This is a genomic window from Agromyces intestinalis (assembly GCF_008365295.1).
Taxonomy (GTDB): Bacteria; Actinomycetota; Actinomycetes; order Actinomycetales; family Microbacteriaceae; genus Agromyces; species Agromyces intestinalis.
The window spans coordinates 1,291,175-1,316,844 of sequence record NZ_CP043505.1; the positions used below are offsets into that span (position 1 = coordinate 1,291,175).

Below are 25,670 nucleotides of genomic sequence, written 5' to 3' on the forward strand. Positions count from 1 at the left end.
TATCCTCGCTGCATGGTGCGAGTCCACGTCGTCGTGCACGGAATGGTGCAGGGCGTGGGGTTCCGTTTCAGCGCTCGGGTCGAGGCGCAGCGGCACGGCGTCACCGGGTGGGTGCGGAATCGGTCGGATGGCGCGGTCGAAGCCGAACTCGAAGGCGAACCCGCCGCGATCGACCGCATGCTCGCGTGGTTCGACGAGGGGCCGCCCGGGGCATCCGTCAGCTCGATGACGAGCAGCGACCTCGAGCCGACCGGAGAACCCGGCTTCCGCGTCCTCTCCTGACCGGAGCCAAGCTGTTCGTAGGACACCGCGCCGTTCGTCGGACACCGCGGGCTTTGTAGGACATCACGGCCTTTGTAGGAGCGGGGGCGGCGGGGCCGCACCGACCGAGAGACGACGAAGGCCCCGCCGAAACGGCGGGGCCTTCGGGACGCAGAGTGCGTCAGATGGCGTTGACGTCCAGCGGGATGCCGGGGCCGAACGTGGTCGACACGGCGCCCTTCTGGATGTAGCGGCCCTTGGCGCTCGACGGCTTGAGACGCACGACCTCTTCGAGGGCGGCCTTCAGGTTGTCGTCCAGCTGCTCCTGCGAGAACGAGGCCTTGCCGACGACGAAGTGCACGTTGGCGTGCTTGTCGACGCGGAACTCGATCTTGCCGCCCTTGATCTCTTCCACGGCCTTGGCCGGGTTGGGGGTCACGGTGCCGGTCTTCGGGTTCGGCATGAGGCCGCGCGGGCCGAGCACCTTGCCGAGACGGCCGACCTGGCCCATGAGCTCGGGGGTCGAGACGGCGGCGTCGAACGCGGTGTAGCCGCCGGCGACCTTCTCGATGAGCTCGGCGCCGCCGACCTCGTCGGCGCCCGCCGCGATCGCAGCCTCGGCCGCGGGGCCGGTCGCGAACACGATGACCCGGGCGGTCTTGCCGGTGCCGTGCGGGAGGATGACGGTGCCGCGCACCATCTGGTCGGCCTTGCGCGGGTCGACGCCGAGCTTCAGCGCGACCTCGACGGTCGAGTCGAACTTGCCCGAGCCGGTCTGCTTCGCGAGCGCGACGGCGTCGGTCGGGGTGTAGTACTTGCCGGCCTCGATCTTCTCGACCGCGGCCCGGTAGGCCTTGGACTTCTGTGCCATGTGGATTCTCCTAGCGAGAGTGTGGTCATCGCGCCTGGCCGGCGCTGCCACGAATGAGAGTTCTGGTGAAGCGGTCTTATTCGACCGTGATGCCCATCGAACGGGCGGTGCCCGCGATGATCTTCGAGGCGGCGTCGAGGTCGTTCGCGTTGAGGTCGACCATCTTCTGCTCGGCGATCGCACGCACCTGGTCCTGGGTCAGCTTGCCGACCTTGGTGGTGTGCGGGACGCCCGAGCCCTTGGCGACGCCGGCGGCCTTCTTGATGAGCTCGGCAGCGGGCGGGGTCTTCAGGACGAAGGTGAAGCTGCGGTCTTCGTAGACGGTGATCTCGACGGGGATCACGTTGCCGCGCTGCGACTCCGTCGCCGCGTTGTAGGCCTTGCAGAACTCCATGATGTTCACGCCGTGCTGACCCAGCGCCGGACCGATCGGCGGAGCGGGGTTGGCGGCGCCGGCGTTGATCTGAAGCTTGATCAGACCAGTGACCTTCTTCTTCGGTGCCATGATTTCTCTCTTTCTGTTCGAACGCCCGGGTGGCCCGGGCACTCTCCCGCGGACCCGGCGGTTCCGGGTCGCGGTGGCATGGGGAGGTGCGCGCACGCGGCGCGCAACCTGTCAATGATAGCGGAGGATTCCTTAGAGCTTCGTGACCTGGTCGAACGAGAGCTCGACCGGGGTCTCGCGCTCGAACAGCGAGACGAGCACGGTGAGCTTGCCGCTCTCGGGCTTGATCTCGCTGATCGTGCCGGGCAGGCCGGCGAACGAGCCGTCCTTGATGGTGATCGTCTCGCCGATCTCGAAGTCGACCTCAGCGGGAATCTGGCGCGCAGCAGCTGCGGCGACGCCGCCCTTCGCGCCCTTGACCGGAGCGACCTCCTTCGGCTCGACCAGGCTCTTCAGCATGTTGAAGGCCTCTTCGAAGCGAAGCGGAGTCGGGTTGTGGGCGTTGCCCACGAAGCCGGTGACGCCGGGGGTGTGGCGGATGACCGACCAGCTCTCCTCGTTCAGTTCCATGCGCACGAGCACGTAACCGGGGATGCGCACGCGCGTGACCATCTTGCGCTGGCCGTTCTTGATCTCGACGACGTCTTCCATCGGCACCTCGACCTGGTGGATGAAGTCGGCCATGGCCATGGTCTCGCGGCGCTGCTCGATGTTCGCCTTCACGCGGCGCTCGAAGCCGGCGTACGAGTGCACGACGTACCACTTGCCGGGCAGGAACCGCAGCTCGGCACGGAACTCCTCGTACGGGTCGAAGGCGTCCTCGGTCTCGTCTTCGGTCGCCTCGACGGCGGCGAGCGCCTCTTCCTCGGAGTCGATGTCGAGGGCGTCGTCCACGACCGCGTCGGCCTCGGGGTCGGCGGCCTCGGCCATCGCGTCGAGCACGGCGTCGAGGTCGATGTCGTTGCCCTCGTCGTCGACGACGTGTACGGCGATGTGCTCAGCCGATTCGACCGACGTCTCGTCGTGCTCGAGCGTCGAGCCCTCTTGGGCCTCGTCGTCCTCGGACGACTGCTCGGCCGCGGTCGCCCAGTCGACGTCGTCGCGCTCGTACTTCGTCACTTCGTTGATCCCTCTCTCTGCCCGGATCGGAGACCCGATCCGGGATTCCGCTTCGGAGCCGAGGTCTCGATCAGACGCCCGGCTGCCCGAAGACGTACAGCACCAGCAGGCCCGCCAACTGGTCGAAGCCCCACACGATGGCCATCATGATGATGACGAACACGAGCACCACGACGGTGAAGCTCACGAGCTCTTTCCGCGTCGGGGTGACGACCTTCTTCAGCTCGGCGAAGACCTGTCGGATGAACAGGGCGATCCGCGAGAACGGGTTGCGCCGTGCCGCGCGATCGCGCTTGGCGTTGGCGACGACGTCCTCACTGGGTTCGTCGATGACTTTCCGGGCCACTCGTATTCCCTTTCGTGGGCCGGCGATACTGCCGGCTCGCAGGGCGGACAGGACTCGAACCTGCAACTTGCGGTTTTGGAGACCGCTGCTCTACCAATTGAACTACCGCCCTTCAGGGGGTTTCACCCCTGAATCCGATCGCCTCACCCACCCGCCACGCCCCGCCCGAAGGGCAGGAAGAAGCTTGGTCGGCTTGGCAACCTCAGCAAGTCTAGGCGACGGATGCCCGGCGGCCAAACCGCGCCCGAACCGGGCGCGTTGCCGCCGCGTCGCGCCGGTCAGGCGCTTTCGCGAACCACGAGCGACGCCGGCAGGGTGACGTCCTCGTGGGGCACGCCGTGGATCTGGTCGACGAGCAGTGACACCATCTCACCGCTGATGCGGTCCCACGGCTGACGCATGGTGGTCAGCGGCGGTTCGTGCTGGGCGGCCAGGCCCGAGTCGTCGAAGCCGGCGACGGCGACGTCCTCGGGCACGCGCAGGCCGGCCCGGCGCAGGGTCGCGATTGCACCGGCGGCCATGCTGTCGGATGCCGCGAATACCGCGTCGAGGTCGGGGGCTCGCGCGAGCAGCGCCGACATCGCGGTCGCGCCCGACTCGAATCCGTAGTCGCCGGCCTCGACCAGGGCGGGATCGAACGCGTCGCCGAGCTCCTCGCGATACCCCTCGAGGCGGTAGCGCCCGCCGGGGGTGTCCTGCGGACCGGCGATCATCGCGATCCGCCGGTGGCCGCGGTCGATGAGGTGCCGGGTCATGGTGCGCGCCGAGCCCGCCTCGTCGATCGACACCGCTGGCACCATGCCGACGTGTCCGAGCGGCAGTCCGCAGCACACCGTCGGCACTTTGGCGTCGAGCAGCGAGTCGATGAGCGGGTCGTCCTCGTGGGACGAGATGAGCAGCACCCCGTCGACGTGCCCGGCCCGCACGAACTTCGCGACGTTCGCGCGTTCGGCAGGGGTTCCGGCCACGAGCAGCACGAGCGTCATCGAGCGCTGGGCGAGGGCTTCGGCCGCGCCGCGCAGCAGCAGTGCGAACGTCGGGTCGGTGAACAGCAGGTGGTGCGGCTCGGTGAGCAGGAAGGCGATCGAGTCGCTGCGCCCGGTGGCGAGGCTGCGCGCGGCGTGGCTCACGGTGTACCCGGTCGCGCGGATGGCGGCCTCGACGGCACTGCGGGCGTCGTCGGAGACCCAGTGCCCGCCGTTGATCACGCGCGAGACGGTGCCGTACGACACGCCGGCTGCCGCGGCGACGTCGCGGATCGTCGGCTTGCGCTTCGGCTTCGAGGGCTCCACGAACCCGGACTCTACCGCGCCGGGGCCGGATCACCGGGATCGTCCGCGCGACATGCCTGTGACCGGTCACAGTTCGATAACGAGACCCGGTCGGATGTCGCATCCGCCCGCCGGACTGGAACAGACTGTGACCGGTCACAGTCGATCCCGACCCGATGGAGTGTCATGCGTTCCCAGCCCACCTGGCCCGCGATCCGGGGCATCGCCTACGGCGGCGACTACACCCCCGAGCAGTGGTCGCGCGAGACGTGGGACGAGGACGTCCGGCTGATGCACGAAGCCGGCGTCGACCTCGTGAGCGTGGGCATCTTCGCGTGGGCCCTCATCGAGACCGACGAGGGCGTGTTCGAGTTCTCGTGGCTCGACGAACTGCTCGACCTGCTGCACGCCAACGGCATCCGCGTCGATCTCGGTACGCCCACTGCGTCGCCTCCCGCCTGGTTCTTCGCGAAGCATCCCGACGCCCGCGTCATCACCCGCGACGGCACCGTCATGGGGTTCGGCGCCCGCGGCATGGCCTCGCACTCGTCACCCGCGTACCGCGAGGCGATCGTGCGCATCGCCTCGGCGCTCGCCGAGCGCTACGGCGACCACCCCGCGGTGGTGCTCTGGCACGTGCACAACGAGTACGGCGTTCCGGTCGGCGAGGACTACTCCGAGCAGTCGGTCGTCGCGTTCCGCGGGTGGCTGCGTGAGCGGTACGGCTCGCTCGACGCGCTGAACACGGCCTGGGGCACCGCGTTCTGGGGCCAGCACTACACCTCGTGGCAGCACATCGGCGCGCCGACCGTCGCTCCCTCGGTCGTGAATCCCGCCCAGCGCCTCGACTTCGCGCGCTTCACCGACCACCAACTGCGCGAGTGCTTCCGCGCCGAGCGCGACGCCATCCGCGCGCACGCCGACCAGCCGATCACCACGAACTTCATGGCCAACCAGGCGTGGGTCGCCGACCTGTGGGCGTGGGGCCGCGAGGTCGACGTCGTCAGCGACGACCACTACCTGTGGGCGGCCGACCCCGAGGGCGAGATCGGGCTCGCGATCGCCGCCGACCTGTCGCGGTCGGTCGGCGGCGGCAAGCCGTGGGTGCTCATGGAGCACTCGACGTCGGCCGTGAACTGGCAGCCCCGCAACGTGGCGAAGCGCCCTGGCGAGATGGCGCGCAACTCGCTCGCGCACCTCGCGCGCGGCGCCGACGCGATCCTGTACTTCCAGTGGCGGGCGTCGCGCTCGGGCGCCGAGAAGTTCCACTCGGCGATGCTGCCCCACGCGGGCACGTCGTCGCGCATCTGGCGCGAGGTGGTCGACCTCGGGTCCAAGCTCGACCGACTCGACGAACTGCAGGGCAGCGTCGTCGAGGCGAACGTGGCGATGCTCTGGGACTTCGAGTCGTTCTGGGCGCAGGACCTCGAGTGGCGCCCCTCGGAGGATCTCTCCTACGCCGAGCGGGTGCGCGCCTACTACGAGCGGCTCTGGCGCGACGGCATCACGGTCGACTTCACGCTGCCCGGCCACGACCTGTCGAAGTACCGGCTGGTCGTCGCCCCGGCGCAGTACCTGCTGAGCGCGGCCGACGCGGCCAATCTCACCCGGTACGTCGAGCAGGGCGGCACGCTCGTGGTCTCGTACTTCTCTGCGATCGTCGACGAGCACGACGCGGTGCATGCGGGAGGATACGTCGCACCGCTGGGCGACGCGCTCGGCCTCACCGTCGAGGAGTTCCTGCCGCTGCGCGAGGGGGTTCGGACCCGGGTCGCCTGGCGCGGCGACGCGCAGGCTCCGCTCACGGCGGATGTCTGGCACGAGGCGATCTCGCTCGCCGGCGCCGAGACGATCGCCACCCACCTCGACGGGCCCGGCGCGGGGCTGCCCGCGATCACCCGCCACGAGTTCGGCGCGGGCGTCGGATGGTACGCGGGCACGCGGCTGGACGCCGAAGGCCTGCGCACGCTCATGCACGAGGTGTACGCCGATGCCGGCGTCGCGCCGGCGGGGCATCCCGACGGCCTCGAGGTCGTCACCCGCCGCGGCGACGCGGCCGACTACGTCGTCGCGATCAACCACCGCGACGAGCCGGCGCGGCTCGAGGCGTCGGGCGCCGAACCGCTCACCGGCACCGAACTGCTCACCGGCACCGAGGTCGACGGCGCGTACCAGGTGCCCGCCGGCGGCGTGGCCGTCGTACGGGTCGAGCGCGAAGGGGGTGGTCGCTGAGCCGCCGCCGCCACGCCGCCTGACGAGTCATCCGACCCCAGACCCACCCACCCAACCCACGCGTCCGAGGCATCCGCTTCGACGCCACCGGTCGCAACGGCGCGATCTCGACCGAGCCGCCCGCGACCCGAATCCGGAAGGAACATCATGCGCAAGCAGATGGCAGTCGGCGCGATCGCACTCGCGTCCGCCCTGACCCTCGCGGGGTGCAGCAACGCTGCCCCCGAGGAGACCGCCACCTCCGACGGCCCCGAGATCATCGTCTGGAGCGACGCCGAGCGCGAGCAGGCGATCACCGACGCCGCGAAAGCGTTCGAGCAGGAGTCCGGCGCGACCGTCACGATCGTGCAGAAGAACTTCGAGGACCTGCGCAACGACTTCATCGCGCAGGTGCCGACCGGCGAAGGCCCCGACATCACGGTCGGCGCGCACGACTGGCTCGGCGCGCTCGTCGCGGCCGGCGTGGTCGACACCATCGACCTCGGCGACAAGTCCGGCGAGTTCGAGCAGGTCGCGCTCGACGCGATGACGTACGACGGCCAGCTCTACGCGCTGCCGTACTCGCTCGAGACCATCGCGCTCGTGCAGAACGTCGACCTCGTCGGCGCCGAGGCACCGGCGACGTGGGACGAGATGATCGCCACGGGCACCGCCGCAGGCACCGAGCGGCCCTTCGTCATCAACACCGCGGGCGAGACCGGCGACGCCTACACGATGTACGGCTTCCAGACCTCGTTCGGTGCACCCGTGTTCGTGCAGGACGACTCGGGCTCGTACACCAGCGAGGTCGGCATGGGCGGCGCGAACGGCGAGGCCTTCGCGCAGTGGCTCGGCGCGAACGGCGCGGCCGGCACCGGGATCCTGTCGACGACCGTCGACTACGACATCAACAACGAACTGTTCAACACCGGCAAGGCGCCGTACACGATCCAGGGTCCGTGGGCGATCTCGGCGTTCCCCGACGTGAACGTCGCGGTGAACCCGATCCCGTCGGCCGGCGGCCAGCCCGCCGCGCCATTCGTCGGCGTGCAGGGCTTCTACCTGTCGTCGCAGTCGAAGAACGCGCTGCTCGCGCAGGACTTCCTCGTGAACTACCTGGCCACCGAGGACGCCCAGCGCGCGCTGTACGAGGCCGACCCGCGCATCCCCGCGTGGACCGCCATCGCCGACGAGGTCGCCAGCGACCCGATCATCGCGGGCTTCCTCGCATCCTCGAAGAACGGCGTGCCGATGCCCTCGATCCCCGAGATGGGCTCGGTCTGGGACTTCTGGAACGCCGCCCAGTCGCAGATCATCAACGGCGCCGACCCCGCGTCGACGTGGAACACCATGATCGCCGACCTCACGGCCGCGCTCGACGGTTGACCCGTCCGGCCGGCCGGCTCCGCGCCTCCCCCGCTGCGAGCCGGCCGGCCCACCCCGATTTCCCTTTTTCCTCGAGGCACCCAGGAGCAGACAGATGACGGTCCAGGAGGACACGGCGCGACCGGATGCCCCGGTGCCCGACCCGGGCGCGCGCCCACGCGAGTCGCACGCCCGTGCATGGCGCGGCCCCGGGTGGGGCTTCCTCGTGAAGCTCGCGATCATGGCCGTGATCAACGCGCTCGGCGTGATGACGGTGCTCGCCGCGTACCGCGCCGAGTCGTGGATCGTGCTCGGCATCGCGGCCGCGCTCGTCGTCATCGCCGACGTCGTCTACTTCACCAAGCGCGCGCTGCCGCTGAAGTACCTGCTGCCCGGGCTGGTCTTCCTCTTCGTGTTCCAGGTGTTCGTGTTCGGCTACACCGCGTACATCGCGTTCACCAACTACGGCACCGGGCACGCCGGCTCGATGGAGCAGGCCGTCGACGCGGCCCTCATCCAGGGCGAGCGGCGCGTCGACGACTCGCCGACGTACCCGCTGTCGGTCGTCGAGCGCCTGGGCGAGTTCGGCTTCGCGATCGTCGACGACGACGGCGACGTGCGGGTCGGCACGGCCACCGAGCCGCTCGCCGAGGTCGACGGCGCACAGCTCGGCAGCTCGGGCGCCCCGACCGAGGTGCCCGGCTGGCAGGTCGTGCCGCGCGCCGAGCTGCTGAGCGACCCCGCCCTGCAGGAGCAGGCGATCTCGCTGCGGGTGCCGGTGTCGGACGACCCGAACGACGGCTCGGTGCGCACCCGCGACGGCACGACCGGAGCGGTCTACCTGTCGACGCTCGTGTGGGATCCCGACGCGCAGACCATCACCGACACCGCGACGGGCACGGTGTACGCCGCCACCGACCGCGGGTCGTTCGTGGCCGACGACGGCACCCGGCTGCCGGCCGGCTGGTACGTGAACGTCGGCTTCGACAATTTCGTGAAGCTCTTCACCGACACCGACCTGGTGCAGCCGCTGCTGATGGTGAGCCTCTGGACGTTCGCGTTCGCCGCGGTGTCGGTCGGCGCGAGCTTCGGCCTCGGCCTGCTGTTCGCGCTGATCTACAACGACCCGCGGGTGCGGGCGCGGCGGGTGCTGCGAACGCTGTTCATCCTGCCGTACGCGTTCCCGGCGTTCATGTCGGCGCTGCTGTTCCGGGGCATGTTCAACAGCGAGTTCGGCGTCGTGAACGACCTGTTCTTCTTCGGCGCCGACATCAACTGGCTCGGCGACCCGTGGCTGGCCCGGTTCGCGGTGCTGTGGGTGAACATCTGGCTCACCTACCCCTACTGGTTCCTGGTGTGCACCGGAGCGCTCCAGGCGGTGCCCGGCGACACCCTCGAGGCCGCCGAGATCGACGGCGCCGGCCGGTGGCGCCGGTTCCGGGCGATCATCCTGCCGCTGCTGCTCGTGTCGACCGGGCCGTTGGCGATCGCCTCGTTCGCGTTCAACTTCAACAACTTCACGATCATCTACATGTTCAACAACGGCGGCCCCGCGATCCCGGGTGCGCCGTACGCGCTCGGCGCGACCGACATCCTGATCTCGGCGATCTACGACATCTCGGGGGTCTCGGGCGGCGCCGCCGACTACGGCCTCGCGAGCGCCCTCGCGATCATCGTCTTCGTCGTGATCGGCGCCATCTCGGCACTCGCCTTCCGACAGACCCGCAAGCTCGAGGAGTACCAGTGATGTCCACCATCGGATCGTCCCCGCGCACCGCCTCGACGCCCACGCCGGCGCCCTCGCGGGGCGCGGATGCCTCGAATCGCACGCCGGCCCGGCGCCGCCGCTGGTGGGCGGAGGTCGGGTGGAAGTACCCCGTCGCCGCGGTCATCGTCTTCTACGCCGTGTTCCCGCTGCTGTACGTGGCATCCGCCTCGCTCAACCCCCGCGGCACCCTGTCGACCTCGAGCGCGCTGTTCAGCGCGTTCGACCTGTCGAACTACGCGGCCCTCGCGGAGACCCGCTACTGGACCTGGGTGGGCAACACGCTCATCGTGGGCAGCGTCGCGGCGGTCGGCGCCGTGCTGATGGGCGCCGCCGGGGCGTACGCGTTCTCGCGGTTCCGGTTCTCGGGTCGACGGGCGAGCCTCACGGGGTTGCTCATCATCCAGATGTTCCCGCAGGCGCTCGCGTTCGTCGCGATCTTCCTGATGCTGCTCACGCTCGGCGAGGTCGTGCCGGCGCTCGGGCTGAACTCGAAGATCGCGCTCATCTGCGTGTACCTCGCCGGCGCCCTCGGGGCGAACACGTTCCTCATGTACGGGTTCTTCAACACCGTGCCGATGGAGATCGACGAGTCGGCGAAGATCGACGGCGCCACGCACGCGCAGATCTTCTGGAAGCTGATCATCCCGCTCGTCACGCCGATCCTCGCCGTGGTGGGGCTGCTCGCCTTCCTCACCGCCTTCGGCGACTACATCCTCGCGAAGATCGTGCTGGTCTCGGAGGACAACTGGACCCTCGCGGTCGGCATGTACCAGTGGGTATCGAACCAGCTCACCAGTCGCTGGGGACTGTTCGCGGCCGGCGCCGTGATCGCGGCGGTGCCCGTGCTGGTGCTGTTCCTCGCGCTGCAGCGGTACATCGTCGGGGGGCTCACCGCCGGGTCGGTCAAGGGATAGGTCGGAGAGGACACCATGCAGACGACGAGGTCTGGACGGAGGGGCGCGCTCGCGGCCCTCATCGCGGCGGGGCTGGCGGGCGCCGGCTTGGCGGCACCGGCGGCGAGCGCCGCCGAACCCGACGACGGGCCGGTCGAAGCCGGGATCGTCGTGCAGAAGGTGGACGGGCTGCGCGACGACTTCGTCAACGGCGTGGATGTCTCGTCGGTGCTGTCGCTCGAGGAGTCGGGGGTGGTGTTCCGCGATGACTCGGGCGCGGCCGACCTCTTCGAGGTGCTCGCCGACCACGGCATCACCGACGTGCGCGTCCGGGTCTGGAACGACCCGTTCGACGCCGACGGCAACGGCTACGGCGGCGGCAACGTCGACGCCGATCGAGCGATCGAGATCGGCGAGCGGGCGACCGCCGCGGGACTCGGCGTGCTCGTCGACTTCCACTACTCCGACTTCTGGGCCGACCCGGCGAAGCAGCAGTCGCCGAAGGCATGGGCGGGACTCTCGATCGACGAGCGCGCCGACGCCGTGCACGACTTCACCGCCGACACGCTCGCGCGCATGGTCGCCGCGGGCGTCGACGTCGAACTGGTGCAGGTCGGCAACGAGACGAACAACGGGGTCGCGGGCGTCAGCGGATGGCCCGAGATGGCGCGCATCTTCAGCGCCGGGTCGGCGGCGGTGCGCGAGACCGTGCCCGACGCGCTCGTCGCGGTGCACTTCACCAACCCCGAGACATCCGGCCGGTACGCGGGATACGCCGCGAACCTCGACCGGTACGGGGTCGACTACGACGTGTTCGCGTCGTCGTACTACCCGTACTGGCACGGCACGCTCGGCAACCTCACCTCGGTGCTGCGGCAGGTCGCGGACACGTACGGCAAGCAGGTGATGGTCGCCGAGACCTCGTGGGCGACCACGCTCGACGACGCCGACGGCCACGGCAACGTCATCGACCTGCCGAGCGAGGCGACGCAGTACCCGGTCAGCGTGCAGGGGCAGGCGACCGCGGTGCGCGACGTCATCCAGGCGGTCACCGACGTGGGCGACGCCGGTCTCGGCGTCTTCTACTGGGAGCCCGCCTGGCTGCCGGTCGGTCCGCCCTCGGCGCTCGAGCAGAACAAGCTGCTCTGGGAGGCGCACGGCTCGGGCTGGGCGTCGAGCTACGCCGGCGAGTACGACCCCGACGACGCCGGGCTCTGGTTCGGCGGTTCGGCGTGGGACAACCAGGCGATGTTCGCCGCCGACGGCACGCCGCTCGAGTCGCTGCGGGTGTTCGAGTACGCGCGCACCGGGGCGGTCGCGCCCCGCGAGGTCGTCTCGGTCGAGGCGGTCTCGATCACAGTCTCCGACGGCGACCCGGTCGTGCTGCCGGCGAGCGTCGCCGTGACCTACAACGACGGTTCGGTCGAGCAGGAGCCGGTCGCCTGGTCCGATGCGGCCGACTGGATCGACGGCGTCGGCACCTACCAGGTGCCCGGCCGCACCGCGGCGGGCCGCGACGTCTCGGCGACGGTTGCGGTGCAGCCCGTCAATCACCTCGCGAACCCCGGTTTCGAAGACGCGGATGCCTCGATGTGGCAGCTCTCGGGCACGGGCGCGACGCTGCGTGCGACGGATGACCCGCGCACGGGCGAGCGGTCGACGCACTTCTACTCGGACTCGGCGTTCGCGTTCACGCTGCACCAGCAGGTGACCGGGCTCGCGCCGGGACTCTACGAGGCATCCGCGTCGCTGCAGGGCGACGGCGAGGGCGACACCGGCACCGTCTCGATCACGCTGTCGACCGAGCCCGGCGGCAAGGCGGCCGCCGCGCCGTTCGCGCTGGACGGCTGGCGGAACTGGTCGACGCCGACGACCGGCGCCGTCGCGGTCGCCTCGGGCGACGCCGTGACGGTCGCCATCACCGCGACCCTGCCGGCCGGCGCGTGGGGCACGATCGACGACGTCGTGCTCGCCCCGGTCGCCGAGGCCGGGGCCGACACCGCGGCGCTCCGCGCCACCGCCGCCCGCGCCGACGCGATCGACCGCAGCGTCTACACCGAGGCATCCGTCGCGGTGCTCGACGAGGCGCGCGCGATCGCCGCCGTCGTCCTGGCCGCGTCCGCACCGACCGCCGAGCGCGTCGCCAGCGCGACCGCCCGGCTCACCGACGCGATCGCGGCGCTCGAACTCGCCGGCGAGGCTCCGCCGCCGACCGTCGCCCCGGCGACGCTGACGGTGCCGGACGGCGACCCCGTGCGACTGCCCGCGACCGTGCGCGTGACCGCCTACGACGGCACCGCGACCGACGAGGCCGTCGCGTGGACGGGCGAAGCGCCCGCGATCTCGGGGCCGGGCGAGTACGAGCTGACCGGCACGACCGCGTCGGGTCTGGCCGCGCTCGCGCGCATCACGGTCGTCGAACGCGATGTGGTGCGCAACGGCGGCTTCGAGGACCCGGACACGTCGATGTGGCAGGTCACCGGCACCGGGGCGTCGATCGGCGCGAGCGCCGACGCCGCGGCCGGCTCGCGTGCGGTCTCGTTCTGGGCCGCGGAGCCGTACGCGTTCTCGGTGTCGCAGCGCCTCACCGGCCTGCTGCCCGGTCAGTACGTGCTGTCCGCGGTGACCCAGGGCGGCGACGCGGGCGAGGTCGCGCAGCTCGCGCTCGACGCATCCGGCTCGACCGCGACGGCGTCCGCGCCGCTCGAACTGGCGGGCTGGCAGACCTTCCGCACGGCCTCCACCGCACCGGTCGCGGTCGGCGCCGACGGCGTGCTCACCGTCACCGCGCGCTTCTCGCTCGGCGCGGGCGCGTGGGGCACGCTCGACCAGGTTCGGGTCGTGCGGGTCGCCGGCCCCACCGACACCTCGACGCGCCCGCCCGCCCTCGGGGCGCTGAGCCACGACAACGGCTGGGACACCGGGCTCCTCGACGGCGACTACACCGTGTCGATGCACCTCTGGTGGGGCGAGAACGCGACCGCGTTCCGGCTCTTCGAGGGCGGGTCGCTCATCGCGATCGTGCCGCTCGCGTACGGCGGTGTCGCGGCGCAGTCGGTCTCGGTGCCGATCACGGACAAGCCGAACGGCGCGTACACGTACACGGGCGAGCTCGTGAACGCCTCGGGCACCACGGCGCTCGCACCGCTGAACGTCACGGTCACGCAGGCGACCCCCGGCGTGCCCGTGCTGAGCCACGACGACTGGGACGGCGATGGCGCGTTCACCCTCACCGCGAACCTCTGGTGGGGCACGAACGCGACCTCGTACCGGTTCTTCGAGAACGGGGTGGAGATCGCCGCGGGCAGGCTCGTCGCGGCCACGCCGAACGCGCAGCGCGCGACGTTCGCGGTGCCCGACCGGCCGAGCGGGCTGTACTCCTACCGGGTCGAGTTCGAGAACGCGGCGGGGGTGACGCAGAGCGCGGTGCTGCCGCTCGTGGTGCTGCGGTAGGCCGGCTCCTCGATCGGCGTGGGCCGGGTGGCGACGGCGCTCCTCGACCGGCGTGGGCCGGGTGGCGGGGTCGAGCCGTAGGCTCGCACCATGACCGAGTCGAGCCCGCAGCCCACCGAGCGCGCGAGGCGCGCGGTCGCCGAGCCGCGCGCCAGCGTCGAGGTGACCGGCGAGCACTCGCAGTTCCGTCTCGACCTGGAGCGCATCCGGTTCTCGCCCTACTTCTCGCGCCTGTCGGCGGTGACGCAGGTCATCGCGCAGCCCGGCGCGGGTCCGCTCATCCACAACCGGCTCACCCATTCGATCAAGGTCACCGCGGTCGCGCGCGCGATCGCGGTCGGCTTCGCGGATGCCGCGTCGCCGGCCCATGCCCTCGCGGTCGAGCACGGGTGCGACGCGGTCGTGGTGCAGGCCGCGGCGAGCGCGCACGACCTCGGGCATCCGCCGTTCGGGCACCTCGGCGAGCGGGTGCTCGACCGGCTCGCACGCGAGACGCTGGGCCTGGCCGACGGGTTCGAGGGCAACGCGCAGACGTACCGCATCCTCGCGACGCTCGACGTCACCGAGAACGCCCCGCACGGGCTCAACCTGACCGCCGCGGTGCGGGCGGCGACCGCGAAGTACCCGTGGACCAGGTTCGTCGACGCCCGCTCGCTGCCGGCGGGGCCGCTGCCGCGCGGCATGCGTCGCGTCGGCGGCGGCGTCGAGATCGCGAAGTTCTCGGCGTACGACCTCGACGCCGTCGACCTCGAGGCCGCCCGCCGCGGGCTGCCGCCGCTCACCCAGTCGCTCGAGTGCTCGGTGATGGACATCGCCGACGACATCGCGTACTCCATCCACGACGTCGACGACTTCTATCGGGCGGGCCTGCTCAGCCAGGGTGCGGTCGCGCGCGAGTTCCGCGGGTTCATCGAGGATGCCGCAGGCCTGCGTGCGCTCGACGAGGCCGCCTTGGGTGCCCGCAGCGCCCCGCCCGGCGCCGCGCTGGAGGCGCTGCGCCGCAAGCTCCACCGCAGCGACGCCTGGGTCGCGTCCGACGATGCGTTCGCCGACGCGGTCGACGTGGTCGCCGACGACCTCGTCGACGGGCTGCTCGCGTCGCCGTTCGACGGGTCGATCGCCGCCGAGCGCGCCCTGTCGTCGTTCACGAACCGGTGGATCGCGCACCTGCAGACCTCGGTGGTGCCGGCCCCCGAGGGCGTCGTGCGCTCGGGGCTCGTCACGCTCGATCGCGGCGCATGGCACGAGGTCGAGATCCTGAAGTTCGTGCACCGGCACTTCATCCTCGACCGCGCCGACATCGCGATGTACCAGCGCGGACTCAGCCGGGTGCTCACCCGGGCGGTGAAGGGGCTCACCGCCTGGATCACCGACGACGTCGACCGGCACCGCGTGCCGCACCGGCTGCGCGAACTCGTCGACCTCGCCACCGAGGGGTACGCGCGCCTGCGGGCGACCCGGCCCGACGGGCTGCCCGTGCCCGAGGCATCCGAAGTGCATCGCCTGGGCATCGGGCGCGGCGTCATCGACTACGTCGCCTCGCTGTCGGACGACCAGGCCCTCGCCGTGTCGGAGGCCATCGACGGCCGCCCCGACCGGCTCTGGGACATCGGGCAGAACCTCTAGGCTCGCGGCGACCCTGGGCGCGGAGGGGAACCGACCCGGGACGGTTGAGTCTGCGGGCGGGCGGGTGTTGGCTGGGCGCATGGCAGGGCTCGAGCACGGCACGCGCTTCGCGATCGACGCGATCACGGCGCGCCGCCTCGTGCGCGACGACCCCGGCATCGGGGCACGGCAGCGACTCGTCGGGCCATCCATGCTGCGCAGCGACGTGCTGTCGATGCTGTATCGCGAGGCGCTCGATGGGCAGTTGGACGAGGCGACGGCGCGCATCGCGCTCGAGCGCGTCGCGACGCTCAAGATCCGTCTGCTGGGCGACCGGGTCTCTCGCGCGACCGCATGGAGGATCGCCCGACAGCTCGATCACCGCGACATCCGATCGGCCGAGTACCTCGCCGTCGCCACGTTGCAGGCCGATGTGCTCGTCGCCGGCGACGAACAGATCGCGGCCGCAGCCTCGGGGATCATCCCGCTCGGCACGTACGAGGACCTCGTGGGCTGAGACGACCTCAGCGGGCGAGCAGGGCGCGAACGGATGCCTCGGGGTCGGGCGACTGCAGCACGCTGAGACCCATCCGCAGCATGACCACCTGCGGGATCGTGACGTCGGCGCCCCAGATCATGCGCGCCGCGATGCCCGCCCGCTCCCAGAGCAGCACGTACTCCAGGGTGAGCCGGGTAAGCGTCGCGCCGGGCTCGCCGCCCGGGGTGCGGAACATGCCGAGGCGCACGCCGCACAGCGCGCCGAGGTCGTCGGGCAGCAGGTCGCTGCGCCGCGCGGGGAACGACTCGGCCGCGAGCGGTGCGAACACCTGCCGGAACAGCAGTGTGGCGACCGTGACCGGATCGGCGTTCCAGACCCCCTCGACCCCGGCGAAGATCGGCTGCGGAGCATCCATGACCGAACGCTACCGCCGATGCGCGAACCCGCGTGAGATCGCGTCGCCGCGCTGTCACGCGGCATCCGACCGTTCTAGGCTGTGAGGGTGACCGAAAAGCCCCGCCTGTCCGCCCGAATCGCCGCCATCGCCGAGTCCGCGACCCTGAAGGTCGATGCCAAGGCGAAGGCCCTCCAGGCCGAGGGTCGGCCGGTCATCTCGTACGCGGCGGGCGAGCCCGATTTCGCGACGCCCGAGCACATCGTCGAGGCCGCGCTCGCCGCGGTGCACGACCCGAAGAACTACCGGTACACGCCGGCGGCCGGCCTGCCCGAACTGCGTGAGGCGATCGCGGCGAAGACGCTCCGCGACTCGGGGCTCGAGGCATCCGCTTCGCAGGTGATCGTGACCAACGGCGGCAAGCAGGCCGTCTACCAGGCGTTCCAGGTGCTGCTCGACGACGGCGACGAGGTGCTCGTGCCGACCCCCTACTGGACGACATACCCCGAGGCGATCAAGCTCGCGGGCGGCGTGCAGGTCGACGTGTTCGCCGGCGCCGACCAGGGCTACCTCGTGACCGTCGAGCAGCTCGAGGCCGCGCGCACCGAGCGCACGAAGGTGCTGCTGTTCGTCTCGCCGTCGAACCCGACCGGTGCGGTCTACCCGCCCGAGCAGGTCAAGGCGATCGGCGAGTGGGCGCTCGAGCACGGCATCTGGGTGATCTCCGACGAGATCTACCAGAACCTCACGTACGGTCCGATCGAGGGCGAGGCGGATGCCCCCGCTCCGCGAGCTCTGTCGATCGTCGAGGCGGTGCCGGCGCTCGCCGAACAGGCCATCCTCGTGAACGGCGTCGCGAAGACGTACGCGATGACGGGCTGGCGGCTCGGCTGGATGGTCGGCCCGGCCGATGTCATCAAGGGCGCCGCGAACCTGCAATCCCACCTCACCTCGAACGTGTCGAACATCTCGCAGCGCGCCGCGATCGCCGCGCTCACCGGCCCGCAGGAGCCGGTCGAGCAGATGCGCCGCGCGTTCGACCGCCGCCGCCGCACCATCGTCGCCGAGCTGTCGAAGATCGACGGGCTCACGGTGCCGGTGCCCGAGGGCGCGTTCTACGTGTACCCCGACGTGACCGGGCTGCTCGGGCGATCGTGGGGCGGCGTCACGCCGACCACGTCGCTCGAGCTCGCCGACCTCATCCTCGAGCAGGCCGAGGTCGCCGCGGTGCCCGGCGAGGCGTTCGGGCCGAGCGGGTACCTGCGGTTCAGCTACGCGCTCGGCGACGAGCCGCTGCTGGAGGGCGTCCAGCGGTTGCAGAAGCTCTTCGGGTGATTTCCGACGCGGCGCACCCGGCTCCGCTCGCGGTGATCGCCGCGAACGACAACGCCCGATGGTGCGCCGCGGTCGCCCGGGCGCACGGCATCGCCGCGGCGTCGACCCCGTGGGGCTGGCGGGCGCGCGCAGCGATGCCCGAGGGGTACCCCGAGGCCGTGACGCTCGGTCCCGGCGCCGCGGCGGCCGAGGTCGCGGCAGCCGTGCCGCCGGGGCCTGCGAGCGTGAAGGACTCCTTCGCCGATCTCGACCTGCACGACGCCGGATTCGAGGTGCTGCTCGAGGGCGGGTGGATCGCGCTCGAGCGCGAGGGCGGGGGCGAGCTGTCCGGGGCATCCGGGGCATCCGGGGCGTCCCTCGCCGGTGCCGGAGCGCCGCCGCTCGAGCCTGTGCGCACCGCCCGCGCGCTCGCCGACTGGGCGCTCGCGTCGGGAGCGGTGGCGGCGGGTCATCCGGCCCTCCTGGATGATCCCGCGGTCGTGGTGCTCGCCGCCTCCGACGAGTCGGGCGCCGTCGTCGCCGGAGGCATCCTCTCCCTCGGCGACGATGCCGTCGGCGTCTCGAACGTGTTCGGCCGGCCCGGCACCTACGCGGCGATCGCGACGGCGGCCACCGTGCGCGCCGAGGGCCGACCAGTGGTCGGATGGGAACCCGCCGACCTGCTCGCATCGCCCGCCGCCGCCGGATTCGTCGTCGTCGGCCCGATGCGGGTCTGGGTGCGGTGACCGCGAGCCGTCGACCCGACACGGCGGCCCTGTTCGCCCGGGCCGTGAGGCGGTAGCGTCGTCACCGGGCTCGCGCCGTCGCGGCCGGGCAAGGTGATCACTCTCGGGGGGAGAGACGATGAAGGCGCTCGTGTACCACGGTCCCGGCCAGAAGGCGTGGGAGGAGGTGCCCGACCCGACCATCCAGCATCCGCGCGACGCGATCGTGCGGGTCGAGACGACCACCATCTGCGGCACCGACCTGCACATCCTGAAGGGCGACGTGCCCGCGGTGACTCCCGGGCGCATCCTCGGGCACGAGGCGGTCGGCGTCGTCGAAGAGGTCGGCTCCGGCATCGACAACCTGCAGGTCGGCGACCGAGTGCTCGTGCCCGCGATCACGACGTGCGCGCTGTGCGAACCGTGCCGCAACGGCCTGCCGTCGCACTGCGAGACGGTCGGCGGCATCGGCTGGATCTTCGGCCACCTCATCGACGGCACCCAGGCCGAGAAGGTGCGGGTGCCGTTCGCCGACACGTCGACCCACAAGCTCGCCGAGGGCGTCACCGACGAAGACGTGATCTTCCTCGCCGACATCCTGCCCACCGGGTTCGAGATCGGCGTGCTGTACGGCAACGTCCAGGTCGGCGACACGGTGGTCGTCGTCGGGGCCGGCCCCGTCGGGCTGGCGTCGATCGCGACCGCGGCCCTCAAGGGCGCGGCGCGCATCATCGCGGTCGACCTCGCCGACTCGCGGCTGCAGGCCGCGACCGAGTTCGGCGCGGATGTCACGATCAACAGCGGCAGCGAGGACGTCGTCGAGCGCGTGAAGGCACTCACGGACGGGCGGCTGGCGGATGTCGCGATCGAAGCGGTGGGCATCCCGGCCACGTTCACGCTCGCATCGCAGGTCGTACGACCCGGGGGCACGGTCGCGAACGTCGGGGTGCACGGCGCACCGGTCGAGTTCCCGATCAACGACCTGTGGATCTCGAACATCACGTTCACGACCGGCCTGGTGAACGGCAATACGGTGCCGGCCCTGCTGAAGCTGATCCAGTCGGGGCGGCTCGACGTGAAGAAGTTCGCCACGCACCACTTCACGTTCGATCAAGTGCTCGACGCGTACGACACGTTCGCGAACGCCGGCGAGACGAACGCGCTGAAGGTCGTCATCGCGCGCTGACCGGCTGATCGGGCGCGCGAGCGGGCAGGGGAAAGGGCCGGTGGGATCCCTCTCATCCTCACCGGCCCGCGTGGCTGAGCCCGCCCCCGGGCTCAGCCTTTCCCCCGGTCAGTGCTTGAAGGCGTCCTTGACGTCCTCGACGGCGTTCTTGAGATCGGACTTGGCCTGATCCACCTTGCCCTCGGCCTCGAGTCCCTCGTCGTCGGTCACGTTGCCCCACGCCTCCTTGGCCTTGCCCTTGAGGTCGTCGCCAGTCGCGTCGGCGCGTTCTTCGGCACCCATGTCGAACTCCTTCCCGGGCGGGATCACCGCCACGACCACCAGTCAACGCCGACGGCGTGGCGGGCGATAGGGGTTGCATCCGAGGCTGCGCGCGGCTACGCCCTCGCTGCGCGATCGGAGTTTGTAGGACAGCGCCGCTGGTGTCCGACGAACGACCGGCACGCCGGCCCTACACACGCAGGAGGTGCCGCTGCGCCTCGGCGACCACCTGGTCGGCGATCGCGTCGAGCAGCGGCGAGCGCAGGTTCCACTGCTGCCAGTGATGGGGCACATCGATCGGCGGACCGCCGAGCGGCACGAGCTCGCCGCGATCGAGCTCGGCCTGCGACTGGAACGCCGGCAGCAGCCCCCACCCGAGCCCCAGCTTGATCGCGGTCGCGAAGTCGTTCGAGGCGGGCACGTAGTGCCGCGGCGGCGCGGCCGGATCGGCGCCGACCCGTTCGAGGTACTCGCTCTGCAGATCGTCGCGTCGGTCGAAGTCGACCACTGGCGCGAGGGCGAGCGCCGCGGGCGTTGCGCCGTCGGGCAGTCGGCGCGCGACGTATTCGGGCGTCGCCACCGCCCGGTAGCGCAGCACGCCGAGCGGTCGCACGATGCATCCGGCCACCGGTTCGGCCTGCGAGGTGACCGCCGCCATCACCGTGCCCGACTCGAGCAGGCCCGCGGTGAAGTCCTGGTCGTCGCGGTGCAGGTCGAAGACGATCGGATGCTCCGCCGCGAGCCGCGCGAGCGGCGGCAGGATCCACGTCGCGAGAGAGTCTGCGTTGACCGCGAGCGGGATGCGAACTCGGCGCGCGGCGTCCGCCGCGTCGAGGTCGAGCGCGGCGAGCGCGTCGTGCTCGAGCAGGGCGAGCTGTCGGGCCAGACGCACGACGGCAGCACCCGCCTCGGTCGCCTGCACCGGGCGTGATCGCACGACGAGCACGCGACCGAGCCGGGTCTCGAGGGCCTTGAGCCGTTGCGACACGGCCGACGGAGTGATCGCGAGCTCGTGCGCCGCCGCCTCGAACGTGCCGGCGTCGATGACCGCGGCGAGCGTGCGGGCGAGATCGAGTGGAATCTCCATGAAGCGATGCTAATGGAACGGAAGAAACCTGAAGTGGACTGCATGTCGGACGCGTCCTACCGTCGAAGACGTGCCCGTCTCCACCTCCTCGCTCCTCGCCGGCCTCGGCCTCGGCCTCTCGCTGATCATCGCGATCGGCGCGCAGAACGTCTTCGTGCTGCGGCAGGGCATCCGGCGTGAGCACGTGTTCGCGGTCGCCGCGATCTGCGCGCTCAGCGACCTCGTGCTCATCGTCGTGGGGGTCACGGGCATCGGCGCCGTGCTCGCCGCAGTGCCCTGGCTCATCGACGCGATCCGCTGGGCGGGCGCGGCGTTCCTCGTGGGCTACGGCCTCCTCGCGGCGCGCCGCGCCTGGCGCCCGAGCGGCGACGCCCTCGTGGCATCCGAGACATCCGAGACATCCGAGACATCCGAGACATCCGCCGCCCGCATCCCCGCCCACGCCACCCACCGTTCTCAGGAGGAATCGCGCGTAAGCCGCCGTTCTCAGGAGAACACGCCGTCGAACGCGCCTGCAGCACCCAGATCTCCTGAAAAGCGCACGGGGGCAGCGGGGGTCGTGCTCACGTGCCTCGCGCTGACGTGGCTGAACCCGCACGTGTACCTCGACACGGTGTTCCTGCTCGGGTCGGTGGCGAACACGCACGGCGACTCCGGGCGATGGGCGTTCGCGGTCGGCGCCGGCATCGCCAGCATCCTGTGGTTCTTCTCGCTCGCGTACGGCGCACGCTGGCTCGGCCGCTGGCTCGCGACGCCGCGCGCCTGGCGCATCCTCGACGCGGTGATCGCGGTCGTGATGATCGCGCTCGGCATCTCGCTGGTGCTGCCGCACTGACGCGCTGTGCTAGCGTTGCCGTCATCGTGAGCACCAACACCTGTCGCTGCTGTCGCCGCTAGGCGGTCGTCTCCCCGACGACCCCAGGGCGCGAATCCTCCGCGCCGCCGACCGCAGCCCCGTGCTCACGCCGCATCCGACGCGTCCGCGTCAGCTCCGCGGCATCCGCCCATCGACCGCACCTTCGGATCGATCGGATGCCTCGCAGCCGACGTCCTGGATGCCGGGGCCGCCTCGTCGGCGCACCCCCGGTATCCACGAAAGGACCCATCCCATGACCGGCATCCCCGTGCTCGACCTCTCGCAGCTCAACGGCACGCCCGAGCAGCAGGCCGCGTTCCGCGACGACCTGCGACGCGCCACCCACGAGGTCGGCTTCTTCTCGCTCGTGGGGCACGGTGTGCCCACGCGGGTGATCGACCGGGCGTACGATGTGGCCCGCGCGTTCTTCGCCCTGCCCGAGTCGCACAAGCTCGCGATCGAGAACGTGACCAGCCCCCACTTCCGCGGCTACACGCGCATGGGCGGCGAGCGCACGCTCGGCCGCGTCGACATCCGTGAGCAGATCGACATCGGCGCCGAGCGGCCGGCCGTGCCGCTCACCGACGACACCCCCGACTACTGGGTGCTCGAGGGCCCGAACCTGTGGCCCGAGTCGCTGCCCGAGCTGCGCGAGGTCGCCGACGACTGGATCGCCCGGCTCGACGTCGTCGCGTCCCGGCTGCTCGCCGCGTGGGCCGAGGCGCTCGGCGCGCCCGCCGACACCTTCGACGCCGCGTTCGAGCGCCCCTCGCCGTACCTGAAGATCGTGCGGTACCCCGGCGTCGACGCCGAGCAGCCCGCGCAGGGCGTCGGCGCGCACAAGGACCTCGGCGTGCTCACCCTGCTCTCGGTCGAGGACGGCAAGGCCGGCCTGCAGGTCGAGAAGGACGGCGAGTGGATCGACGTGGTCGCCCCTGCCGGTGCGTTCATCGTCAATATCGGCGAGCTGCTCGAGATCGCGACCGACGGATACCTCAAGGCCACGCTGCACCGGGTCGTCTCGCCGGCGCCCGGCACCGAACGGATCTCGATCCCCTATTTCCACGGTCCGGCGCTCGACGCGCGCGTGCCCTCGATCGAGCTGCCGCCGGCACTCGCCGCCGACGCCCCCGGGGCGACCGACGACCCCGCGAACCCGCTGCACGCGGTGTTCGGCGAGAACTGGCTGAAGAGCCGGCTGCGCGCGCACCCGAACGTCGTCGAGGCGCAGCACCCGCACCTGCTCGTCGGCGCGTGAGACGCGCGCGCGGGAACACATTCGAGGATGCGGAACACGATTCCGACGGAGGCTCCTCCTGAACCTCGAATGTGTTCCCGTGGCGATGGGATGCGGTTCGGTCGGGGCGGCGGCGGAGGTGTGCGGGCGGAGTGTCGATTCGGGGTTCCTCCGTTCGTCGCACCTGCGTAGCGTGACCGAGAGAGAGGATCCCCCAATGGAATACGCACTGTTCTACGCCGCAGGAACCGACCCGCAGCCGTACGACCCCGCCGAGGACGACATCGCCGACTGGGTCGCCGACCTCGAGGCCCGCGGGGTCATCGAGTACGGGGTGCGTCTGCGCCCCGAGCAGGATGCCACGACGGTGCGCGTGCGCCGCGGCGAGCTGCTCGTGACCGACGGACCCTTCACCGAGTCGAAGGAATCCGTCGGCGGGTTCGACATCATCGATGTGGCCGACCTCGACGAAGCCATCGAAATCGCGTCGCGGCATCCGGCGGCGAGGCTCGGGCAGGTCGAAGTGCGGCCGTTCATGCAGTGGCCCGACGCCGTCCCGGGTCAGCGCGTCGTTCCGGCCGGGCTCGAGGAGCGGCCGGTCCGCGGCCAGCGGTACTTCCTCGCAGTGGTCTCCGATCCGGCGGCGCGCGAGGAGGCCACGGACGTGGCCGGCGACGCCGGCGACGACGACTACCCCGAGGCGTGGGTGCAGGAGATGCGCACGCGCGGCGCGCGGCTGTTCGGCGAGGTGCTCCGCCCGCCCGCCGACACCACCGGGGTGCGCCGTCGCGACGGGCGCGTCATCGTCACCGACGGGCCGTTCAGCGAGGCGAAGGAGTGGATCGCCGGCTTCGACCTGCTCGAGGCGCGCGACCTGGCCGACGCGGTCGAGATCGCGGCGAAGCATCCGATGGCCCGCGGCGGCACGCTCGAGCTGCGCCCGCTCTGGGAGTTCGACCCGAGCACCGACCACGTCGCGCGCACCGCCGCCGAAGCGGCCGACCGCGACCGGCGGCTCGAACCGAGCGCCGATGAGGTGCTCGCGACGCTCGCCGGCGCGACGCGCTGAGCCTGGACAGGGTAGGGCATCGATGATCGGGAACGCATTCGAGGATCGGGAGGAGCCGCCGGGCGCGTCGCGTTCCGCATCGTCGAATGTGTTCCCGACCGGCGGCCGCCAAGCCGCGGCCCCGGAGATCGACGCGGCGCTGCGCACCGCGTTCGAGGGCGAGTGGGCGCGGGTCGTCGCGACGCTGATCCGGGTGACGGGCGACTGGGATGTCGCGGAGGAGGCGGCAGCGGGCGCGTTCGAACGGGCCGCCGTGACCTGGCCTCGCGACGGCGTGCCGCGCACACCGGGCGCGTGGCTGACGACGACCGCGCGCAACCTCGCCCTCGACCGGCTGCGGCGGCGCGGCGTCGAGGCCGAGAAGGTGAAGGAGTGGATCGTGGAGCGCGAGTTCGAGGGCGGCACGGGCGGCCCGCCCGACCCGGCCGACGTCATCGCCGACCGCGACGGGCCCGGGTGGGACGACCGGCTGCGGCTGGTCTTCACGTGCGCCCATCCCGCACTGCCGATGGAGGCGCGCGTCGCGCTCACCCTGCGCACCGTCGGCGGGCTCGAGACCGGCGAGATCGCGCGAGCGTTCCTCGTGCCCGAGGCGACAATGGCGCAGCGCCTCGTGCGGGCCAAGCGCAAGATCCGCAACGCGGGCATTCCCTACCGGGTGCCGCCGCCCGACGCCCTGCCCGAGCGGCTCGGCGGCGTGCTCGCGGTGCTCTACCTGATCGCGAACGAGGGGTACCTCGCGTCGTCGGGCGACCGGCTGCAGCGACTCGACCTGGCGGCCGAGGCGATCCGGCTGACACGGCTGGTCACGCAGCTCGTGCCCGATGACCCCGAGGCTCGGGCCTTGCTCGCGCTCCTGCTGCTGCAGCACGCTCGCCGCGATGCGCGCGCCGGTGCCGACGGCGAGCTCGTTCCGCTCGACGCACAGGACCGATCGCGATGGGATGCCGCGGAGATCGCCGAGGGACTGCGGCTGCTCGAGACATCCGCTCGTGTGGCGCATCGCACGCCCGACCGCGGCCCGTACCGGCTGCAGGCCGAGATCCAGGCCGTGCACGCGCGCGCCGCGACCTCGGCGGCCACCGACTGGGCACAGATCGCGGCCCGCTACGACGAGCTCGCCGGGTTCGGCCACTCGCCGATCGTCGAGCTCAATCGGGCGATCGCGCACGGCTTCGCGGAGGGGCCGCAGGCGGCGCTGACCGCGCTCGCGGCGCTCGAGGCATCCGGTTCGCTGGATGGTTACCATCTGCTGCCGGCCGCGCAGGCCGACTTCCTGCGACGGGCGGGCGAGGCGGATGCCGCGGCCGCCCGCTACCGCGAGGCCATCGCGCTGGCCCGCACCGCGCCCGAGCGCCGCTACCTCGAGCGCCGCCTCGCCGAGCTCGCCTGACCCCTCCCCCGATGCCTGTTCAGGAGCCCCGGCCCGAATCC

Annotated in this window: 23 protein-coding genes and 1 tRNA gene; 15 read left to right on the plus strand and 9 right to left on the minus strand. The window is 71.4% G+C overall.

The genetic code is table 11. The features are described 5' to 3' along the window. The first annotated feature begins 12 nt into the window (after positions 1–12). Positions 13–282 carry an acylphosphatase gene (locus FLP10_RS06000; protein WP_149160047.1) on the plus strand — a complete coding sequence of 90 codons (270 nt, stop codon included), beginning with the start codon at positions 13–15 and terminating at the stop codon, positions 280–282. A 160-nt stretch (positions 283–442) separates the two neighbouring features. On the opposite strand, the gene rplA is transcribed toward FLP10_RS06000, so the two are convergent. From rplA to FLP10_RS06030, 6 genes are all read right to left on the minus strand, one after another. Continuing rightward, on the minus strand, positions 443–1,132 hold the full coding sequence (gene rplA, locus FLP10_RS06005) for a 50S ribosomal protein L1 (RefSeq protein WP_149160048.1): 690 nt from the start codon (positions 1,130–1,132) through the stop codon (positions 443–445). A 76-nt stretch (positions 1,133–1,208) separates the two neighbouring features. After that, positions 1,209–1,637 carry a 50S ribosomal protein L11 gene (rplK, locus tag FLP10_RS06010; RefSeq protein ID WP_149160049.1) on the minus strand — a complete coding sequence of 143 codons (429 nt, stop codon included), beginning with the start codon at positions 1,635–1,637 and terminating at the stop codon, positions 1,209–1,211. A 132-nt stretch (positions 1,638–1,769) separates the two neighbouring features. Beyond that, positions 1,770–2,696 carry a transcription termination/antitermination protein NusG gene (gene nusG, locus FLP10_RS06015; RefSeq protein WP_149160050.1) on the minus strand — a complete coding sequence of 309 codons (927 nt, stop codon included), beginning with the start codon at positions 2,694–2,696 and terminating at the stop codon, positions 1,770–1,772. A 70-nt stretch (positions 2,697–2,766) separates the two neighbouring features. Then, positions 2,767–3,042, minus strand: coding sequence for a preprotein translocase subunit SecE (secE, locus tag FLP10_RS06020; protein WP_149160051.1), 276 nt, complete (start codon positions 3,040–3,042; stop codon positions 2,767–2,769). A 39-nt stretch (positions 3,043–3,081) separates the two neighbouring features. After that, positions 3,082–3,154 (minus strand) — tRNA-Trp (locus tag FLP10_RS06025). A 166-nt stretch (positions 3,155–3,320) separates the two neighbouring features. Further along, positions 3,321–4,334 (minus strand): LacI family DNA-binding transcriptional regulator, encoded by a 1,014-nt coding sequence (locus FLP10_RS06030; protein ID WP_149160052.1) that lies wholly within the window; start codon positions 4,332–4,334, stop codon positions 3,321–3,323. 165 nt (positions 4,335–4,499) lie between these two features. On the opposite strand from FLP10_RS06030, the gene FLP10_RS06035 reads away from it, so the two are divergent. From FLP10_RS06035 to FLP10_RS06065, 7 genes are all read left to right on the plus strand, one after another. Further along, positions 4,500–6,545, plus strand: coding sequence for a beta-galactosidase (locus FLP10_RS06035; protein WP_149160053.1), 2,046 nt, complete (start codon positions 4,500–4,502; stop codon positions 6,543–6,545). Positions 6,546–6,692: 147 nt separating this feature from the next. Then, positions 6,693–7,910 carry a sugar ABC transporter substrate-binding protein gene (locus FLP10_RS06040; protein WP_149160054.1) on the plus strand — a complete coding sequence of 406 codons (1,218 nt, stop codon included), beginning with the start codon at positions 6,693–6,695 and terminating at the stop codon, positions 7,908–7,910. Positions 7,911–8,004: 94 nt separating this feature from the next. Then, positions 8,005–9,636: an ABC transporter permease subunit gene (locus FLP10_RS06045; protein ID WP_149160055.1), complete on the plus strand. Its 1,632-nt coding sequence runs from the start codon at positions 8,005–8,007 to the stop codon at positions 9,634–9,636. Continuing rightward, complete coding sequence (locus FLP10_RS06050) at positions 9,636–10,571, plus strand: sugar ABC transporter permease (RefSeq protein WP_149160056.1); 936 nt, start codon at positions 9,636–9,638, stop codon at positions 10,569–10,571. Before FLP10_RS06045 ends, FLP10_RS06050 begins: the two co-directional genes overlap by 1 nt. 15 nt (positions 10,572–10,586) lie before the next feature. Continuing rightward, the gene (locus tag FLP10_RS17810; RefSeq protein ID WP_149160057.1) at positions 10,587–14,003 is read left to right on the plus strand and encodes a glycosyl hydrolase 53 family protein; all 3,417 of its coding nucleotides are present in this window, start codon (positions 10,587–10,589) and stop codon (positions 14,001–14,003) included. Positions 14,004–14,093: 90 nt separating this feature from the next. Further along, positions 14,094–15,629 carry a dGTP triphosphohydrolase gene (gene dgt, locus FLP10_RS06060; RefSeq protein WP_149160058.1) on the plus strand — a complete coding sequence of 512 codons (1,536 nt, stop codon included), beginning with the start codon at positions 14,094–14,096 and terminating at the stop codon, positions 15,627–15,629. 79 nt (positions 15,630–15,708) lie between these two features. Continuing rightward, a complete protein-coding gene (locus FLP10_RS06065) occupies positions 15,709–16,125 on the plus strand; it encodes a type II toxin-antitoxin system VapC family toxin (RefSeq protein WP_149160059.1) in 417 nt (138 codons plus the stop codon). A 7-nt stretch (positions 16,126–16,132) separates the two neighbouring features. On the opposite strand, the gene FLP10_RS06070 is transcribed toward FLP10_RS06065, so the two are convergent. Next, positions 16,133–16,522 carry a hypothetical protein gene (locus FLP10_RS06070; RefSeq protein WP_149160060.1) on the minus strand — a complete coding sequence of 130 codons (390 nt, stop codon included), beginning with the start codon at positions 16,520–16,522 and terminating at the stop codon, positions 16,133–16,135. 87 nt (positions 16,523–16,609) lie between these two features. Here FLP10_RS06070 and FLP10_RS06075 point away from each other — a divergent pair, with 87 nt between their 5' ends. From FLP10_RS06075 to FLP10_RS06085, 3 genes are all read left to right on the plus strand, one after another. Beyond that, positions 16,610–17,836 carry a pyridoxal phosphate-dependent aminotransferase gene (locus tag FLP10_RS06075; RefSeq protein ID WP_149160061.1) on the plus strand — a complete coding sequence of 409 codons (1,227 nt, stop codon included), beginning with the start codon at positions 16,610–16,612 and terminating at the stop codon, positions 17,834–17,836. Then, positions 17,833–18,561, plus strand: coding sequence for a hypothetical protein (locus FLP10_RS06080; protein ID WP_210418483.1), 729 nt, complete (start codon positions 17,833–17,835; stop codon positions 18,559–18,561). The genes FLP10_RS06075 and FLP10_RS06080 overlap by 4 nt, the downstream gene beginning before the upstream one ends. Positions 18,562–18,679: 118 nt before the next feature. Beyond that, on the plus strand, positions 18,680–19,726 hold the full coding sequence (locus tag FLP10_RS06085) for a zinc-binding dehydrogenase (protein ID WP_149160062.1): 1,047 nt from the start codon (positions 18,680–18,682) through the stop codon (positions 19,724–19,726). A gap of 108 nt (positions 19,727–19,834) precedes the next feature. Here FLP10_RS06085 and FLP10_RS06090 read toward each other — a convergent pair whose 3' ends face one another. Further along, positions 19,835–20,008 (minus strand): CsbD family protein, encoded by a 174-nt coding sequence (locus tag FLP10_RS06090; protein ID WP_149160063.1) that lies wholly within the window; start codon positions 20,006–20,008, stop codon positions 19,835–19,837. Positions 20,009–20,177: 169 nt separating this feature from the next. After that, positions 20,178–21,074, minus strand: coding sequence for a LysR family transcriptional regulator ArgP (locus tag FLP10_RS06095; RefSeq protein ID WP_149160064.1), 897 nt, complete (start codon positions 21,072–21,074; stop codon positions 20,178–20,180). 70 nt (positions 21,075–21,144) lie between these two features. Between FLP10_RS06095 and lysE the strand changes: the two genes are divergently transcribed. The 4 genes from lysE (at position 21,145) to FLP10_RS06120 (ending at position 25,629) form a co-directional block, all read left to right on the plus strand. Continuing rightward, complete coding sequence (gene lysE, locus FLP10_RS06100) at positions 21,145–21,909, plus strand: L-lysine exporter (RefSeq protein WP_210418484.1); 765 nt, start codon at positions 21,145–21,147, stop codon at positions 21,907–21,909. Between the two features lie 274 nt (positions 21,910–22,183). After that, positions 22,184–23,188 (plus strand): isopenicillin N synthase family dioxygenase, encoded by a 1,005-nt coding sequence (locus FLP10_RS06105; protein WP_149160065.1) that lies wholly within the window; start codon positions 22,184–22,186, stop codon positions 23,186–23,188. A gap of 196 nt (positions 23,189–23,384) precedes the next feature. Beyond that, entirely contained in the window at positions 23,385–24,236 is an 852-nt protein-coding gene (locus FLP10_RS17880) for a YciI family protein (protein ID WP_342780558.1), read from the plus strand. 22 nt (positions 24,237–24,258) lie between these two features. Then, the gene (locus FLP10_RS06120) at positions 24,259–25,629 is read left to right on the plus strand and encodes an RNA polymerase sigma factor (protein WP_149160066.1); all 1,371 of its coding nucleotides are present in this window, start codon (positions 24,259–24,261) and stop codon (positions 25,627–25,629) included. Positions 25,630–25,670: the final 41 nt, after the last annotated feature.

Coding starts and splice junctions, on each gene's coding strand:
- FLP10_RS06045 (WP_149160055.1), top strand. CDS start 8,005: ATGACGGTCCAGGAGGACACGGCGCGACCGGATGCCCCGGTGCCCGAC.
- rplA (WP_149160048.1), bottom strand. CDS start 1,132: ATGGCACAGAAGTCCAAGGCCTACCGGGCCGCGGTCGAGAAGATCGAG.
- FLP10_RS06090 (WP_149160063.1), bottom strand. CDS start 20,008: ATGGGTGCCGAAGAACGCGCCGACGCGACTGGCGACGACCTCAAGGGC.
- FLP10_RS17880 (WP_342780558.1), top strand. CDS start 23,385: ATGGAATACGCACTGTTCTACGCCGCAGGAACCGACCCGCAGCCGTAC.
- FLP10_RS17810 (WP_149160057.1), top strand. CDS start 10,587: ATGCAGACGACGAGGTCTGGACGGAGGGGCGCGCTCGCGGCCCTCATC.
- FLP10_RS06050 (WP_149160056.1), top strand. CDS start 9,636: ATGTCCACCATCGGATCGTCCCCGCGCACCGCCTCGACGCCCACGCCG.
- FLP10_RS06065 (WP_149160059.1), top strand. CDS start 15,709: ATGGCAGGGCTCGAGCACGGCACGCGCTTCGCGATCGACGCGATCACG.
- rplK (WP_149160049.1), bottom strand. CDS start 1,637: ATGGCACCGAAGAAGAAGGTCACTGGTCTGATCAAGCTTCAGATCAAC.
- FLP10_RS06040 (WP_149160054.1), top strand. CDS start 6,693: ATGCGCAAGCAGATGGCAGTCGGCGCGATCGCACTCGCGTCCGCCCTG.
- FLP10_RS06070 (WP_149160060.1), bottom strand. CDS start 16,522: ATGGATGCTCCGCAGCCGATCTTCGCCGGGGTCGAGGGGGTCTGGAAC.
- FLP10_RS06000 (WP_149160047.1), top strand. CDS start 13: ATGGTGCGAGTCCACGTCGTCGTGCACGGAATGGTGCAGGGCGTGGGG.
- FLP10_RS06095 (WP_149160064.1), bottom strand. CDS start 21,074: ATGGAGATTCCACTCGATCTCGCCCGCACGCTCGCCGCGGTCATCGAC.
- FLP10_RS06035 (WP_149160053.1), top strand. CDS start 4,500: ATGCGTTCCCAGCCCACCTGGCCCGCGATCCGGGGCATCGCCTACGGC.
- FLP10_RS06120 (WP_149160066.1), top strand. CDS start 24,259: ATGATCGGGAACGCATTCGAGGATCGGGAGGAGCCGCCGGGCGCGTCG.
- FLP10_RS06085 (WP_149160062.1), top strand. CDS start 18,680: ATGAAGGCGCTCGTGTACCACGGTCCCGGCCAGAAGGCGTGGGAGGAG.
- FLP10_RS06105 (WP_149160065.1), top strand. CDS start 22,184: ATGACCGGCATCCCCGTGCTCGACCTCTCGCAGCTCAACGGCACGCCC.
- dgt (WP_149160058.1), top strand. CDS start 14,094: ATGACCGAGTCGAGCCCGCAGCCCACCGAGCGCGCGAGGCGCGCGGTC.